Annotated in this window: 14 protein-coding genes; 6 read left to right on the forward strand and 8 right to left on the reverse strand. The window is 40.1% G+C overall.

The annotated features are described in order from the left end of the window. Window positions 1-91: 91 nt before the first annotated feature. A complete protein-coding gene (gene tcdA / locus PING_RS04490; RefSeq protein WP_011769257.1) occupies window positions 92-877 on the reverse strand; it encodes a tRNA cyclic N6-threonylcarbamoyladenosine(37) synthase TcdA in 786 nt (261 codons plus the stop codon). Between the two features lie 332 nt (window positions 878-1,209). Continuing rightward, window positions 1,210-2,691 (reverse strand): ketol-acid reductoisomerase, encoded by a 1,482-nt coding sequence (gene ilvC, locus PING_RS04495; protein WP_011769258.1) that lies wholly within the window; start codon window positions 2,689-2,691, stop codon window positions 1,210-1,212. A gap of 264 nt (window positions 2,692-2,955) precedes the next feature. Between ilvC and PING_RS04500 the strand changes: the two genes are divergently transcribed. From PING_RS04500 to PING_RS04525, 6 genes are all read left to right on the forward strand, one after another. Further along, a complete protein-coding gene (locus tag PING_RS04500) occupies window positions 2,956-3,825 on the forward strand; it encodes a sulfurtransferase (RefSeq protein ID WP_011769259.1) in 870 nt (289 codons plus the stop codon). Window positions 3,826-4,126: 301 nt separating this feature from the next. Further along, on the forward strand, window positions 4,127-5,008 hold the full coding sequence (gene ilvY / locus PING_RS04505; RefSeq protein ID WP_011769260.1) for an HTH-type transcriptional activator IlvY: 882 nt from the start codon (window positions 4,127-4,129) through the stop codon (window positions 5,006-5,008). A gap of 72 nt (window positions 5,009-5,080) precedes the next feature. After that, entirely contained in the window at window positions 5,081-5,374 is a 294-nt protein-coding gene (locus tag PING_RS04510; RefSeq protein WP_011769261.1) for a YkgJ family cysteine cluster protein, read from the forward strand. 162 nt (window positions 5,375-5,536) lie between these two features. Then, entirely contained in the window at window positions 5,537-5,821 is a 285-nt protein-coding gene (locus tag PING_RS04515) for an HlyU family transcriptional regulator (RefSeq protein ID WP_011769262.1), read from the forward strand. Window positions 5,822-6,421: 600 nt separating this feature from the next. Then, the gene (gene ubiK, locus PING_RS04520; protein WP_011769263.1) at window positions 6,422-6,715 is read left to right on the forward strand and encodes a ubiquinone biosynthesis accessory factor UbiK; all 294 of its coding nucleotides are present in this window, start codon (window positions 6,422-6,424) and stop codon (window positions 6,713-6,715) included. Between the two features lies 1 nt (window position 6,716). Next, window positions 6,717-7,088, forward strand: coding sequence for a DUF2750 domain-containing protein (locus PING_RS04525; RefSeq protein ID WP_011769264.1), 372 nt, complete (start codon window positions 6,717-6,719; stop codon window positions 7,086-7,088). A gap of 75 nt (window positions 7,089-7,163) precedes the next feature. On the opposite strand, the gene speB is transcribed toward PING_RS04525, so the two are convergent. From speB to hemL, 6 genes are all read right to left on the reverse strand, one after another. Then, a complete protein-coding gene (gene speB, locus PING_RS04530) occupies window positions 7,164-8,093 on the reverse strand; it encodes an agmatinase (protein ID WP_011769265.1) in 930 nt (309 codons plus the stop codon). Between the two features lie 18 nt (window positions 8,094-8,111). After that, window positions 8,112-10,025 (reverse strand): biosynthetic arginine decarboxylase, encoded by a 1,914-nt coding sequence (speA, locus tag PING_RS04535; protein WP_011769266.1) that lies wholly within the window; start codon window positions 10,023-10,025, stop codon window positions 8,112-8,114. A 306-nt stretch (window positions 10,026-10,331) separates the two neighbouring features. Then, entirely contained in the window at window positions 10,332-10,697 is a 366-nt protein-coding gene (rraB, locus tag PING_RS04540) for a ribonuclease E inhibitor RraB (RefSeq protein ID WP_011769267.1), read from the reverse strand. 12 nt (window positions 10,698-10,709) lie between these two features. Further along, the gene (locus PING_RS04545) at window positions 10,710-11,297 is read right to left on the reverse strand and encodes a 1-acylglycerol-3-phosphate O-acyltransferase (protein ID WP_232279400.1); all 588 of its coding nucleotides are present in this window, start codon (window positions 11,295-11,297) and stop codon (window positions 10,710-10,712) included. A gap of 160 nt (window positions 11,298-11,457) precedes the next feature. Then, window positions 11,458-13,737, reverse strand: a complete 2,280-nt coding sequence (gene parC / locus PING_RS04550) for a DNA topoisomerase IV subunit A (RefSeq protein ID WP_011769269.1) — start codon at window positions 13,735-13,737, stop codon at window positions 11,458-11,460. A 354-nt stretch (window positions 13,738-14,091) separates the two neighbouring features. Beyond that, window positions 14,092-15,369, reverse strand: coding sequence for a glutamate-1-semialdehyde 2,1-aminomutase (hemL, locus tag PING_RS04555; protein WP_011769270.1), 1,278 nt, complete (start codon window positions 15,367-15,369; stop codon window positions 14,092-14,094). Between the last annotated feature and the right edge of the window lie 339 nt (window positions 15,370-15,708).

Below are 15,708 nucleotides of genomic sequence, written 5' to 3' on the forward strand. Positions count from 1 at the left end.
GCTCGAAGCTCGAAGCTCGAAGCTCGAAGCTCGAAGCTCGAAGCTGATAGCTGATAGCTGATAGCTGATAGCTGATAGCTGACAGCCGCTTTTATCGCACTTTTTGGGCTATTTTTTTGAGCATATAGGCGCTACCTACAAAGCCGAAACTTGCGGTTACCATAGTTGATGCGCCAAATCCCGTCGCACAATCCATTTTCATATTACCATCGGATTCCGATTTTTGTTGGCACACTTCTCCCTGTTGATCGGGGTAACTTAATTGCTCGGTAGAAAAAACACAATCCACGCTAAATTTTCGTTTAGGGTTTTTACTGAAATTGAAAAATCGGCGTAATTCCGAACGCACTTTAGAGGCCAGAGGATCCTGGACTGTACGTGCTAAATCGGCAACTTGAATTTGTGTGGGATCTAACTGCCCCCCCGCACCTCCAGAGGTAAGCAGCGGGTATTTATTACGTTTACAATGCGCAATTAAGGCCACTTTAGCTTTGATACTGTCGATTGCATCAAAGATATAATCAAATTCGGATGATAAATATTCAAAGCAATTTTCTTTATCAATAAAATCATCAATTAAATTCAGTTTAATATCCGGATTTATCAAACGGCAGCGGTTTGCCATGGCTTCTATTTTCATCTCGCCGATGGTATTGGTTAATGCATGTACCTGGCGATTGGTGTTAGTGACACAGATATCATCCATATCAATTAATGTAATTTGGCCAATACCGGAACGCGCCAGAGCCTCCACAACCCATGAACCAACACCACCAATACCAATGACGCAAATATGGCTTTGTTGAAATTTATTAAGCGCTTTACTACCGTATAAGCGTTTAATACCACCAAATCGGTTTTCGTATTGTTCTGTCATGTCAGTACTCAATCAAAAATAAAATAAAAAAGCAGCCGCTTCTAATGGGACTGGACTGCCATTATATGACTAACTGCTTAACAAAGAAAAATTATTTGATGGCGCATTTTACAAAAGTGCTCAACCAGTATTATCCCTTGATCTTAAATTTTAACAAAAGAGCGCTTATAAAGCAGCCATCAGGATAGTTTTGATATCAGTTAAGTGAATTAAGGCGGAGTCATAACAATTCGCAAAACCCACTGGCGTAAGCAAAGTCGTAGTTCTAAAAAAAGAGCAAAAAAAAGCCAGAATCAAATTCTGGCTTGGTCAGTTTTAACTAAAGGGGCTAATTAAGAAGCTGTTATTATTGTTTTCATCTCGGTCATGTAACCGCGTAGTTTTTTACCAACGATTTCGACAGGGTGAGAACGAATGGCTTCATTAACTTCGATTAGGCGTGCATTATCAACAGCATTATTTTTCACTGTTAAAGGTTTACCCAGCATTTCAGGATCTAATGCTTTAACAAAATCAGCAAGTAGTGGCTTAGCAGCATGATCAAACAGGTAACAACCGTATTCTGCTGTATCTGAGATAACAACATTCATTTCGTACAGTTTTTTACGTGCAATAGTATTGGCGATAAGCGGAGTTTCATGCAGTGATTCATAATAAGCTGAGTCTGCAATAATGCCGGAAGCTGTCATTGCATCAAACGCCAGTTCAACACCCGCTTTAATCATCGCAATAAGAAAAATACCGTTGTCGTAGAATTCCTGCTCATCAATTTTCATGTCGCCTGCAGGTTGTTTTTCAAAACCCGTTTCAGCCGTTTCAGCGCGCCATTGTAAAAGATTTTTATCATCGTTGGCCCAATCTTCCATCATAGTGCGGGAGAATTCACCTTCAATAATATCATCCATGTGCTTGTTAAATAGCGGACGTAAAATCTCTTTTAGCTCTAAAGACATATCAAATGCTTTGATTTTTGCAGGATTTGATAAACGGTCCATCATATTAGTGATGCCGCCGTATTTCATGCCTTCTGTTACCGTTTCCCAACCGTATTGAATCAGTTTTGATGCATATCCTGGTTCAATACCATCGGCAACCATTTTTTCATAACCAATAATGGCACCAGTTTGTAACATACCACAAAGGATAGTTTGCTCACCCATCAGGTCAGATTTAACTTCTGCCACAAATGATGACATAAGCACACCGGCGCGATCGCCACCCGTTGCACTTGCATAGGCTTTAGCCCATACCAAACCCTGACCTTGCGGATCGTTTGCCGGGTGAACAGCGATCAGTGTTGGCACACCAAAACCACGTTTGTATTCTTCGCGCACTTCAGAACCAGGACATTTAGGCGCACACATAATAACGGTTAAATCTTCACGGACCTGCATACCTTCTTCAACGATGTTAAAACCGTGAGAGTAAGACAGTGTTGCACCTTCTTTCATTAAGGGCATAACTGCACCAACAACAGCTGTGTGCTGTTTGTCCGGTGTTAAGTTACATAAAAGGTCGGCTTCAGGAATAAGTTCTTCGTATGTGCCAACCACAAAGCCGTTTTCAGTTGCATTTTTCCATGATTGACGTTTTTCTGCAATGGCTTGTGCACGCAGCGTGTAAGAGACGTCAAGACCCGAATCCCGCATGTTTAAACCTTGGTTTAAACCCTGAGCACCACAACCGATAATGACTACTTTTTTACCTTTTAAAGCGTCACAACCGTCGGTAAATTCACTGCGATCCATAAAACGACATTGACCTAGTTGATTTAGCTTTTCACGTAGAGAAAGGGTATTAAAATAGTTAGCCATTGAATGACACTCCAAAAATAGTTGATAGGGATTAAAGCAGATAACAATCATTGCTTTTAATTTTGAATAAGTACTATAGCCTATAACTTATATTGCACAAAATGATATATTTACAATACTGTGTTGCAGATAATGAAACATAGCATTGGAACGATAATAAGAGATTAATATCAGAATTATATGATAAATTAACGGTTTGTTAAAAAGCCGTTATTATTGTTCTTATTTTGAACTCGCAGACACTCTTTCGCACAAGGAATTATTATGCCATCGTTAAAAATACCCGGCCCGTTGGTTTCAATAGACTGGTTAGAAAAACACCTTAGTCACCCTGATCTGGTTATTCTGGACGGTAGCTGGCATATGCCCAGTGTTAAACGCGATGGCAAATTAGAATGCCTTAAACAGCGTATACCCGGCGCACTGTTTTTTGATTTTAACCGTGAAATTTGTCACCAGAACAATCCCCTACCGCATATGATGCCAAGTGAATCAGACTTTCAAGAATCTGTACAAAACCTCGGTATCAATCAAAGAAGTACTATTGTTGTTTATGATACCGTGGGGATATTCTCAAGCCCGCGCGTCTGGTGGATGTTTAAAACCATGGGATTTGAAAATGTCGCCGTATTAGACAGCGGTTTTCCTGCCTGGTTAGAAAAATCATTACCCATTGAAAGTGGGCATATCCCTCAACCAGTTGTAAAAGGCGATTTTATCGCAAACTACCAGAAGGCATTGATCTGCACTGCGGAAGATGTATTGCAGGCATCCGGCAGTTCTCAGCAGAGTATTATTGATGCTCGCCCCTCTGCGCGCTTTTTAGGGCAACAAGCAGAGCCAAGAGCCGGTATACGGGTAGGACATATGCCTAATGCGCAAAACTTACCCTCAACCAGTGTCCTTGAAAATAATAAGATGAAGGATGCTTATCAACTTGCGTTAATTTTTGAGGCCCTTTCAGGAAAAGATAAACGGGTTATTTTTAGTTGTGGTTCGGGGGTGACGGCTTGTATTTTAGCACTGGCCGCGAGCCTCGCAGGTTATGAAAATATTGGCGTTTATGATGGTTCATGGGCTGAATGGGGAAGCAGAGTCGATCTTCCTGTTATAGCAGAAGAAAACAGCCATTAAGTAGGTGAATATATAAAATCAAACATATTTATAATGTAATATCTACATATAGCAATTGGATAGTGAATTCACATGTTCGAAAACTTATGCTTCATTACTTAAACTTGATTCCGCAGTTTTTTTGTTGCGGCTTTGGCATGAAACTTCACTTGTTTTAAATTCAAATAGTTACATAATTTTTATTTTTTAAAACAAAATAGCTTTTTATCCACGCTTTGAACCAATGAAGCTATCTTATTGATATAGAAAATCAGAAAGTTTCGTGCCATCTTTAAAATTAAAAACTACGGAATCGAGTTAAATGGATATTAAATCTCTGCAGCTTTTTGTGCATCTGGCCAGCAGCCTGCATTTTTCTAAAACGGCACAGGCGATGCACGTTAGCCCATCAACCCTGAGTCGTAATATCCAGCGTATTGAGGAGGAATTAAGTACTGTCCTGTTTGTTCGTGATAATCGCTCGGTTGTTTTAACCGAAGCAGGGGTCCTGTTTAAACATTATGCACTGCAGCAGATTGAACAGTGGCTGTTACTAAAACGGGCTATCAATCAAAGTAAAAGTGAGTTGGAAGGGCAGATCAACCTGTATTGTTCAGTGACGGCAGTTTATAGCCACTTGCCACCCATTTTAGAACGTTTTCGACGCTTACATCCTAAGGTTGAAATTAAGCTCAGCACCGGGGACAGTGAACGGGCGATTGATCAGGTATTAGGAGATCAGGTTGATTTTGCTATCACTGCGCATCCGGATAATTTATCGACACGGTTGCACTTTATAAAACTGGCTGAAATACCGCTCTCTATTATTGCGCCAACCACTCCCTGTGCGGTGACACAGCAAGTTAATCAAGCGAAAATTGATTGGCAAAATATCACTTTTATTTTGCCTGAACATGGGGCTATTCGTCGTCGTTTTGATAATTGGTATCGTCTGTTAAAAGTTGGTAAACCACAAATTTATGCCACGGTCGCCGGGCATGAGGCCTTGGTCAGTATGGTCGCATTGGGTTGTGGTGTCGGTATTGCACCCGATATAGTGGTTGAAAATAGCCCGGTACGGGATCGGGTACAAAATATATCTACCCCGGTACCGCTGCAGTCCTTTAATTTAGGCATTTGCTGTTATAAAACACGGGTAAACGAGGCGTTAATCAGTGCTTTCATCGGTTGCATAGAAGGATAAGCCGTATTTGAATGTCGAAATACAAGTTTGTTTAGGTTATTCTGTTGGTCATTAAAATAAGAGTATCTGTTTATGAGCAATATCGAAGTTACAAACGTCGCACCCGTTGAAATAAGTTGCTCTAATTGCGAGGCTTGCTGTTGCCGGCTTGAAGTAATCATCATGTCGGATACTGGTGTGCCGGATGAGTATATTGAGCGAGACAAGTGGGGCAGTGAAACGATGCGTCGTTCAGAAGACGGTTGGTGCGCGGCATTGGATCGTAATACCCTGATGTGCAGTATTTACGAGCAACGGCCATGGGTTTGCCGGGCCTTTGAAGTGGCATCCGATGAATGTATTACCGAACGTAACGAGAATATGTAACATGTGTTTATTACTGGTTTTTTAAGGTTATTGCCAGCCGTCATTGAAATAAAGGTTGAGCAGTACAACTTAGGTTATGCAGAAAAAGTATTGGTATGATTAAAATAGTTCAATATTCATACTAATACTAACAACAGTTCCAGACAAAAATGAGGATGTAAAATGGGATTTTTTAAACAGTTCGCGCAATTAATTAGCGGCAAACCGGCTCCTGCCGTGGTTTTTCCAAGTATTGAATACAAAGGGTTTACTATTAGACCGGAACCAATGAAGGATAACGGGCAATTTCGCGTTGCAGCTATGATAGAAAAAGGGGAAGGTGAAACACTTAAACAACATCATTTTATCCGCTCTGATAGTCAGGCAAGCAGTGAAAAAACCGCTGAATTAACGCTGTTGAAATGTAAAATGTTTATCGATCAGTCTGGTGATGACATCTTTAAATAGGGCTGCAGGCGAAAACATTAAGTAACAATGTTAAATAATAATGTTAAGTAATGTTTTTATTTTTTTATTTTTCTGTTTTGATGGCGAATAAAAAAGATATAAACAAGATGTTACTAAAAATTGTTTATATCTTAATTTTAGCGCTTTTATTTTATAACTGAGCTTAGTTGTTATAACGGATCATTACCCGTATATCCTGAGCACTTTCCACAATGATGCTCCGTAATCGGCAATATTTGCCAAAAAACGTGCATGTTGCGCCTACTCGATAGGAGTCGCCCGTTTCAGTATCTTGAGTGCCTAACTACTGTCATTGACCCCATTCTGAGCAGTTTGTGAGGCTGAAAAAGAAGCCAATAAGACACTATCATCCAGAAAATAATTAATAAATTCTCCAACGCCGTTTACCTGTATTGATAATGTTAAGTTTTGCAGATTTACCCGTTGCTCAAAGCGGTTGGCTAAGGAGTCATTGGCTCAGAATAATCATACCCCATAGCAATCAGGTTATTCCAAAAACGATCTATCAACGCTTAATAAATTTACATAGAAATTAACAAAATGCAGGTTTACAATAGGGATTAAATTTAAGGAGAAACCATGTTTAACCCTCAAAAATTAGAACAAATAGCGAAACAGATAAGTGATGCTCTTCCTCCCGGTGTAAAAAGTTTTGGTGACGAAGCTGATCGTAAAATCAAGCAGATATTACAAGCACAATTGGGCAAACTAGATATGGTTAGCCGTGAAGAGTTTGATGTGCAAACACATGTTTTATTACGTACGCGTGAAAAACTGGCAGAGATGGAAGCAAAGTTTGCTGAGTTTGAAAAAAAGCTTGACCAGGAAAAGCTTGATCTAACAAAGACAACTCAAGAAAATATCGAGAAATAAGATGAAAGAGCAATATTTGAAAAATGCGGAAAAGTTTGTGGAACAGGTGACTGCACAACAACAGTTATTTGGCTTGTATGAGGACAGCCAGGGTTGGGCTAATTGTCATGCTCATGATAATAAAGATGCAACGGCTGTTTATCTTTTCTGGTCAGAGGCCGCATCGGCTGAAAAATTAAGAAATGAAGAATGGGCTAACTATCAGGTTCAGGCAATTTCGCTGTCGCTCTTTTTAGAGTCTTGGTTGGATGGTATGCAGAAGCAGCAGGTATTTGCAGGTCTTAACTGGGATGAAAATTTATATGGTTTGGAAATTGAAGCCATGGTGTTGAAAAACTCTTTATTTGAGAAATCACAAGAGTTAACTGATTAAGCGCAATATTGCTTGGAAAAAATAAAATCCGATAATAGACATCATCGGATTTTATTTATTATTTGAATCTAAGTGTTAGCAGATGTCTTTATTTTTTATTGTCCACAAATGCAGCAACTCCACCCCTATTGTGGCAGCCGCCAGCGCGGTGATCTCGCTATTATCATAGGCGGGTGCAACTTCGACAACATCCATACCGACAATATTGATATCCGTTAATGCGCGTAATATTTTTAATATTTTATCTGTGCTTAATCCACCACATACGGGTGTGCCTGTACCGGGTGCAAAGGCCGGATCTAAACAATCGATATCAAAAGTAAGATACACAGGCATAGTCTGAACTTTCTCTTTAATAAAAGAGGCAATCTGCTCAGCTCGCATATCATTAGCTTGGGGTGCATTGATGACATTAAAACCGTGGCCAGTTTCATTATAAGCCGTGCGGATCCCTATTTGTACCGACTTTTCCGGATCAATCAAGCCTTCCTTGGGCGCATGATAAAACATAGTGCCATGATCATAAGCACTGCCATCATGATAAGTATCAGTATGCGCATCAAAATGTATTAAGGCCATTTTCCCAAATTTTTGATGGTGGGCACGCAACAAAGGTAAGGTCACAAAGTGATCCCCTCCGAGGGATAAAATGGCCTTTCCTGAAGCGAGTAACTGTGTTGCTGCGGCGGTTACTTTTTGGGTAAACGCATTGGCATCACCGGTGCTGTAAACTAAGTCTCCGGCATCAATGATCTTGGTTTTTTTTAGGAGATTAAATTTCCAAGGGAAGCGTTTACCTTCCCATGCAAGATTAATAGATGCCTGACGTATTGCTGTTGGCCCCATACGTGCGCCAGAGCGCCCTGTGGTGGCTAAATCAAAGGGTAAACCTAATACTGCAATATCGGCATCCGTGGAAACCGGATCTGTCGGCATGGGCAGACGTAAAAAGGTCATTGCATTTGAGTAAAGGGAATTATCCACTTGGTTAAAAATAGAATTCATTATAATTTTTTCTCCACCTTAAAAATCTTCTAAATAGGTATAACCCTGTAAACCGGTGATTAATTCATTAATGATACTTTCGCGCTCTTCAACAGGTAATTTTCTATTGACCAATTCAGCATAGGTTTGTTTGAATTCCTCGGCATTTAAGTTCACGTATCTAAGCATATCTTCAACACTATCACCTTCATTTATTTCAGTGAGTTCAGCTTCACCCGCCTCGTTTACCATCACGACAGCACTGTGTGTATCACCAAATAAATTATGCATATCACCTAGGATTTCCTGATAAGCCCCGACCAGAAAAAAGCCCATTAAATAGGGTTTATCTTCCTGCCATTCTGGTACTAATAAGGTGCTTTCAATGCCTTGACCATCTACATAATTCTCAATGGCGCCATCGGAATCACAGGTAATATCAAGTAAAACAGCACGTTTTTTTTGTGTCGATTGTAAATTGTTTAGGGGTAATATAGGGAAAACTTGATCGATTCCCCAGCTATCCGGCAGTGATTGGAATAATGAAAAATTAACAAAAAATTTATCCGCCAATTTTTCGGTTAAATCATCAATAATAGGGCGATGAAAACGGTTTTTATTATCCATTAACTGGTTAAGTTCATAACAAACCCGTAAATTGACCTGCTCAGCCCATGCGCGTTGTGATAAATTAATTAACCCTGATCCAAATTGGCTATGCACTTCAGCAAGGTCATTTTGGGTGTCATGGTAAATTTCGATCAGTGCGCGATCATCATTGCGCGTATTTAATTGCTCCCAGGATTGCCACATATTTTTCAGCAACAGAGAATCATTCTTTTTGGGATTCGTCAGCTTCTCCGGTGCGTAAGACTCTGCACCAATAACATTGGAAATTAATACCGCGTGATGGGCTGTCAGCGAACGTCCTGATTCAGAAATAATCATTGGAACGGGCTGATCGTAGCTTTTACAAATATCGCCAATGGTATAAACAATATTGTTAGCATATTCCGCTAAGCTGTAATTCATTGAATTATGAGATTGACTGCGAGTCCCATCGTAATCAACAGCTAATCCGCCACCCACATCCATACATGTGATTTCTGCCCCTAAATCGCGTAATTCACAATAAAATCTTGCAGCTTCACTCACACCCAAACGCACATCACGGATATTTGCGATTTGTGAGCCTAAATGGAAATGAACAAGCTGTAAGGTATCCAGTTTATTATTTTCTTTTAATACATCCAGCACTTTCAAGACTTGTGAGGCGGATAAACCGAATTTCGATTTTTCGCCACCACTTGCCTGCCATTTACCTTTACCCTGTGAGGCTAAACGCACACGGATGCCTAAACGAGGCGCAACATTAAGTTTTTTAGCTTCACTTAAAATCATTTCCAGTTCAGACATTTTTTCTAAAACAAGATGTACTTTGTGGCCCAGTTTTTCACCGATTAGCGCCAGACGGACATATTCTCTGTCTTTATAACCGTTACAGACAATAACTGATGAGGCTTTTTGTGCCAAAGCGAGTACCGCCAGCAATTCAGCTTTACTGCCGGCTTCAAGGCCCAGTTGTTTAACTTCCTTATTGTCCTGGCTGGCCAGAATTTCATTAACAACTTCACGCTGTTGATTGACTTTAATAGGGTAAACCAATAAATATTTTTCATTATATTGATATTGTTCAATGGCATTGTTAAATACTTCACATAAACCATTCACTCTTTGGTGAATAATCTGTGGGAAACGCACTAGAGCTGGAAGAGACAGTCCTTTTTCCTGTATTTTTTCAGCAATGTCACTGATCACAATAGTCTGATCTTGATGACCACTTTTAGGCGCGACGTAAACATCACCCTGCTCATTAATACCAAAGTAGCCTTGTCCCCAGTGACGCACGTTGTAGCAATCACGAAGATCATCAAGTGAAGTTGTTTTTTTCATTTAAGTTCCTAGAGTAAAATGAAATCACCACAAGGGTGATTTTAACCTGTGAGAATAGATGCAAGGATTGTAAAGTCAAACGAATAAAAAAATATTTTTTAATTAAATTATGATGTTGCTGGTATTATAGTACAGGGGAAGGTAAGTCAATAATTTATATAAATAAAAATGCTGATTTATGCTTAAACAAGCATTATTATTCAGCAACTCCAATCCCTTTGATTGGAGTTGCTGGATAAGTCGTATATTTGAATTGCACTAAAGAGGGACTCTGCTGCGCTTTCTGAAGGGTACTATTAATCGTTTTTATTCTTCCGGATAGGTTCCCCAGCCGTCATAGTCAATTGAGAACGACTGTGCGAGTACCACTAACTTCTCAATATCTTCCATAATAGCTTCTTCATCTAAATTCATTTCGACAGTCACATCAAAACTTAAGATGATTGAACCATCCTCTAATTCACACTCTTCAGGATCGGTGACTTCATAACCTTTTTTAAAGCAGGCAATCGCGGCTTTTTCCAGCACATCGAAATCAGTACAGGAAAGATGATGCTCGATCATATAGACAGCATCAGGGTTGCTGCCATCTTCTAAAATGGCTTCTACAATTTCTTCTGTTTCTTCACGATATTCTGCCAGTAACTCTTCTAAACTTAATGCTTTTTCCATTATTAATTCCTCTTAATCGCGGCGGTCTGAATTGGTATCAGGGCGGTTTACTTCTTGATTTAATTGCTGGTATTTTTCTAACATAATAGCGTGAGAGTCTTCCATTAAGCGCCTGATTTCACGTTTTTTATACTGGGTAATATCAATGGGCTCTAACATTTCAACAATCACTTCACCATTATTCCAACGGTTTAGATTGACCTGCTTATGCGTATTTGACGTCACCGTGGGGACAACATTGACACCGGCTTGTAATGCCGTATGAAATGCCCCCATTTTAAAAGGTAATAAACCACGACCACGGCTGCGGGTACCTTCCGGGAATATCCAAACAGCCAAGTTTTTAGCGCGCATCTGATCCACTACTTCGTTAATAGTATTACGTGATTTATTTTTATTATCTCGGCTAATTAATATGTTACCCGTTAGCCAGTAGATAATGCCAAAAAAGGGAATCCACACCAAACTTTGTTTACCAATAGTCACTGAACCAGGCTGAACAGCACCGGACACCGTTACCATATCATAGCTGTTCTGGTGATTTGCAAGGTAGACGACCGAGCCGTTATTTTTGGCACTTTCAGGAATACGTAGGGTCACTTTTAACCCGAACAACCAAGATAATTTGCTAAATAATATGGCAAAATGATAAGTGTTCTTGGGATTGCGGGGGCTGAATAAGCAATAAAATAATGAATAGACGGTCATCAATATAACTATCACAAAAAGCATTATAACGCGGATAATAAATAACATAATATTAAGAGTCTCTTGAATGTATTTGCGCAGCTTCAATAATTTCGATTTTATCTACACGTTGTAAACCGCGCGGCAGTTTGCTGCCACGCCGGCCTCGTTCGCCTTGATAATGTACCAAATCACTGGGCTTTAAAGTCAATTTACGTTTTCCTGCATGCAGCGTGACCGAACTTGCCTGCGGGATAATTTCAAGCATAGTAACAAACTCTTCACGTTTAGTCGCTTTGGCAGAGATGATGTTGAGCATCCTATTTCCTTTACCTTTGCTGAGGCTTGGTAAACTGTTTACCGGGAAGAGTAATAAACGTCCCTCATTGCTGATGGTTAAACACCAATCATCATCAGCTGCGGTCATTTTTTTCGGCGGCATTAATTGTGCGTTGGGGGTGAGGTTAATAAGTGTTTTACCGTTTTTGTTGCGGCTATTAATATCGCTAAATTTGGCAATAAATCCATAACCATGATCACTGCTGATAAGATAACGATCATCATCATCCCCTATCAATGCACAGACAAAAGGAACATTTTCATTTTGATTAAATCGCCCCGTTAGCGGCTCGCCCTGTGAACGCGCTGATGGCAGGGAGTGTACATCTAATGAATAGGCCCGGCCACTTGCATCAATAAAAATACAACTTTGATTACTTCGCCCTTGTGCCTTGGTCAGGAACTCATCACCGGATTTATAATTTAATGCCTGTGCGTCAACATCCAATCCCTTGGCCGAGCGCACCCAACCTTGGGTTGATAATACGACCGTCACAGTTTCACTGGGCATTAATTCTTTTTCAGTGAGTGCTTTTGCTTCAATACGTTCAATAAGCGGAGAGCGACGATCATCGCCATATTTTAGCGCATCTGCCTGAATTTCTTTTTTAACCAGTGTGTTTAAGCGTCGCTCTGAGCTTAATAAACGTTCTAGTTTTGTTTGCTCATCGGTAAGCGTATCCATCTCAGCGCGGATTTGGATCTCTTCTAACTTGGCGAGTTGGCGAAGTTTGATTTCTAAAATAGCATGTGCTTGTATTGCTGAAAGCTCAAAACGAGACATTAATTCGGCTTTTGCATCATCACAAGTTCTAATGATTTCAATGACTTCATCTATGTTTAAATAGGCGGCTAATAAACCTTCTAAAATATGCAGGCGCGCTAAAATTTTGTCTAATCGAAACTGCAAACGGCGACGCACTGTCTTCATCCGGTACACTAACCACTCGTTTAAAATGGTCACTAAACCTTTAACTTGTGGACGCTGGTCTAATCCCAACATATTGAGGTTAACTTTATGATTAACCTCTAAATCCGTTGAAGCAAACAGGTGGTGCATTAACCCTTCAATATCAATTCGATTTGAACGCGGGATGATAACGAGTCGGGTCGGGTTTTCATGATCAGATTCATCGCGTAAATCTGCAATCATGGGTAATTTTTTATCCTGCATCTGTTTGGCTATTTCTTTGAGAATTTTGCCACCAGACACGCGATGGGGAAGGGCCGTAATAACGATTTCACCATTTTCTACCGTATAAACGGCGCGACTTTTGAAGCTACCACGGCCGGTTTCGTAAATTTTCTTTATATCACTGTTAGGGGTGATGATTTCAGCTTCAGTGGGATAATCAGGTCCCTGTACAAAGGCCATTAAATCAATCAGGTTTGCTTTAGGATGGTCAATCAAATGACAACAAGCAGCGGCTACTTCGCGGACGTTATGAGGCGGAATATCGGTTGCCATACCAACCGCAATACCGCTAATACCATTTAACAGTATATGAGGTAAACGTGCCGGTAATAACACCGGCTCTTTCATGGTGCCATCAAAATTGGGTTTCCAATCCGTGGTACCTAAGGCTACTTCCGAGAGCAATAATTCTGAAAAGGCGGATAAACGGGATTCAGTGTAACGCATAGCAGCAAACGACTTAGGATCATCCGGTGCGCCCCAGTTTCCCTGCCCATCTATTAAAGGGTAACGGTAGGAAAAGGGTTGTGCCATTAATACCATGGCTTCATAACAGGCGCTATCACCGTGTGGATGGTATTTACCTAATACATCCCCGACGGTACGGGCTGATTTTTTATGTTTGGAAAGTGCCGATAATCCCAGTTCAGACATAGCATATATGATGCGTCTTTGAACGGGTTTTAAGCCATCACTAATATGCGGTAGTGCTCTGTCCATGATCACATACATGGCATAGTTGAGATAGGCTTCCTCGGTAAATTTAGTTAGAGGCAGTTTTTCAACACCTTCTAAGCTTAAATCTAATAGATTACTCATGTGAAACGACCCTGTTTATTGGCGTGCAAAAACGCTTATTATAACGTAAATGCATTCTAAGGAAAAAATACAAATGACATATAGTATTATAAAAGAAAATAAAACCATCGGACTACTCTGCATAAGATGAAAGCGCTTTTTATGCGATTTTATGTTATTTTTTGTACAATATAGTGCTCGGGAAAATTGTCATTTGTTTGTCTGTAGTGTATTCAGGCCTAAGTAAGTATGCATATTTTTATTGATCATCTTATTTAAAATAATAGGTGTATCGACATTAATAATAAGAACTTACTAGTGATGGAATTTTATATTAAGAGCTTAAACGAACACCCGCTTAAGCTCTTATCTTTTTTAAAGCATTGAGAAGGCTTTTTTAGCAGCCGTTAACGTATCTTCAATATCTTGATCGCTATGGGCTAAAGATAAAAATCCAGCTTCAAAGGCAGAAGGGGCGAGATAAATGCCTTGTTCAAGCATCAAATGAAAGAATTTTTTAAATTTTTCTATGTCACAGGCACAAGCTTGTGTGTAATTGCTAACCTGTTCCGCTTCGGTAAAAAAGAAACCAAACATTCCGCCAGCATAATTGATAGCTAACGGTACATTTTCTTCTTTTGCGACGCGCTTTAAACCTAATGCTAATTTTTTTGTTTTTTCGGCAAGCTGTGCATATTCAGGTCTATCAAGGGCGGTCAGAGCCGCTAAACCCGCATGCATAGCAATGGGGTTACCCGACAGTGTGCCTGCTTGATATACCGGACCCGTAGGGGCGATATGCTGCATGACTTTTTTACTGCCACCAAATGCCCCAACCGGCATGCCACCGCCGATCACTTTGCCTAAAGTGGTTAAATCTGGTTTGATATCGTAATAAGCTTGTGCGCCACCGAGCGCAACCCGGAAACCTGTCATGACTTCATCTAAAATTAACAATGCATCATTAGCGTCACAAATCTCTCTTAATCCCTGTAAAAACCCTTCTTGAGGAAGAATACAGTTCATGTTACCTGCAACCGGTTCAACGATGATGCAGGCGATCTGATCTTTATACTCAGTAAACAGTTGTTGTACAGAGGCTAAGTCGTTATAGGTGGCTGTTAGAGTGTGTTTTGCAAAATCAGCTGGAATACCGGGAGAGCTTGGTTGGCCTAATGTAAGTGCGCCGGATCCTGCTTTTACCAATAATGAATCGGAGTGGCCGTGATAATTACCTTCAAACTTTAAAATCTTGTCACGACCTGTGTAACCTCGGGCTAAACGTATTGCACTCATGGTGGCTTCAGTCCCTGAGCTTACCATGCGCACCTGCTCCATTGACGGCACTAAACTTTTTACTTTTTCTGCCATGATGATTTCTATTTCGGTTGGGGCACCAAAACTTAAGCCATTTTCAACAGCTGCAATAACCGCCGCTTTAATCTCCGGATGATTATGTCCTAAAATCATCGGTCCCCATGACCCGACATAATCAATATAGCTTTTTTTATCAACATCATAAATGTAAGCACCTTGTGCTTTTTCAATAAATAGAGGGTCACCACCAACGCCATTGAATGCGCGAGCTGGAGAGTTAACACCACCTGGAATAATTGCTTGTGCCCGATCGAAAAGTTGGTTAGATATGCTCATAAAAGTCCTATCAAAGATCATTAAATTAGTCCGCTATAATAACAAATCCTCTATTTAAGTATATATGAGAGTTGATCATGGCTTTTTATTCGTTTCCTAAAAAGATTGAAACTATCGACTTTAGCTATTCTATTCGGATAGGTATTCTCTTTGCAACGATAATGGATTATCGATGCTGTGGTCGTTATCGGGTTTTTTTAGATTCAGTCTTATTTTTACTCAATATCTCTATTGGACTAAAGCTAAGAAAGTTGATCTGATGCTTGGAAATTGAGCTGTTAGTAAGTGCCTTTTAGTTTCAGCTCCACCGAATAAACTCCGAATGAAATAAGGTGAAAA

It is taken from the genome of Psychromonas ingrahamii 37, from assembly GCF_000015285.1.
Lineage (GTDB): Bacteria > Pseudomonadota > Gammaproteobacteria > Enterobacterales > Psychromonadaceae > Psychromonas > Psychromonas ingrahamii.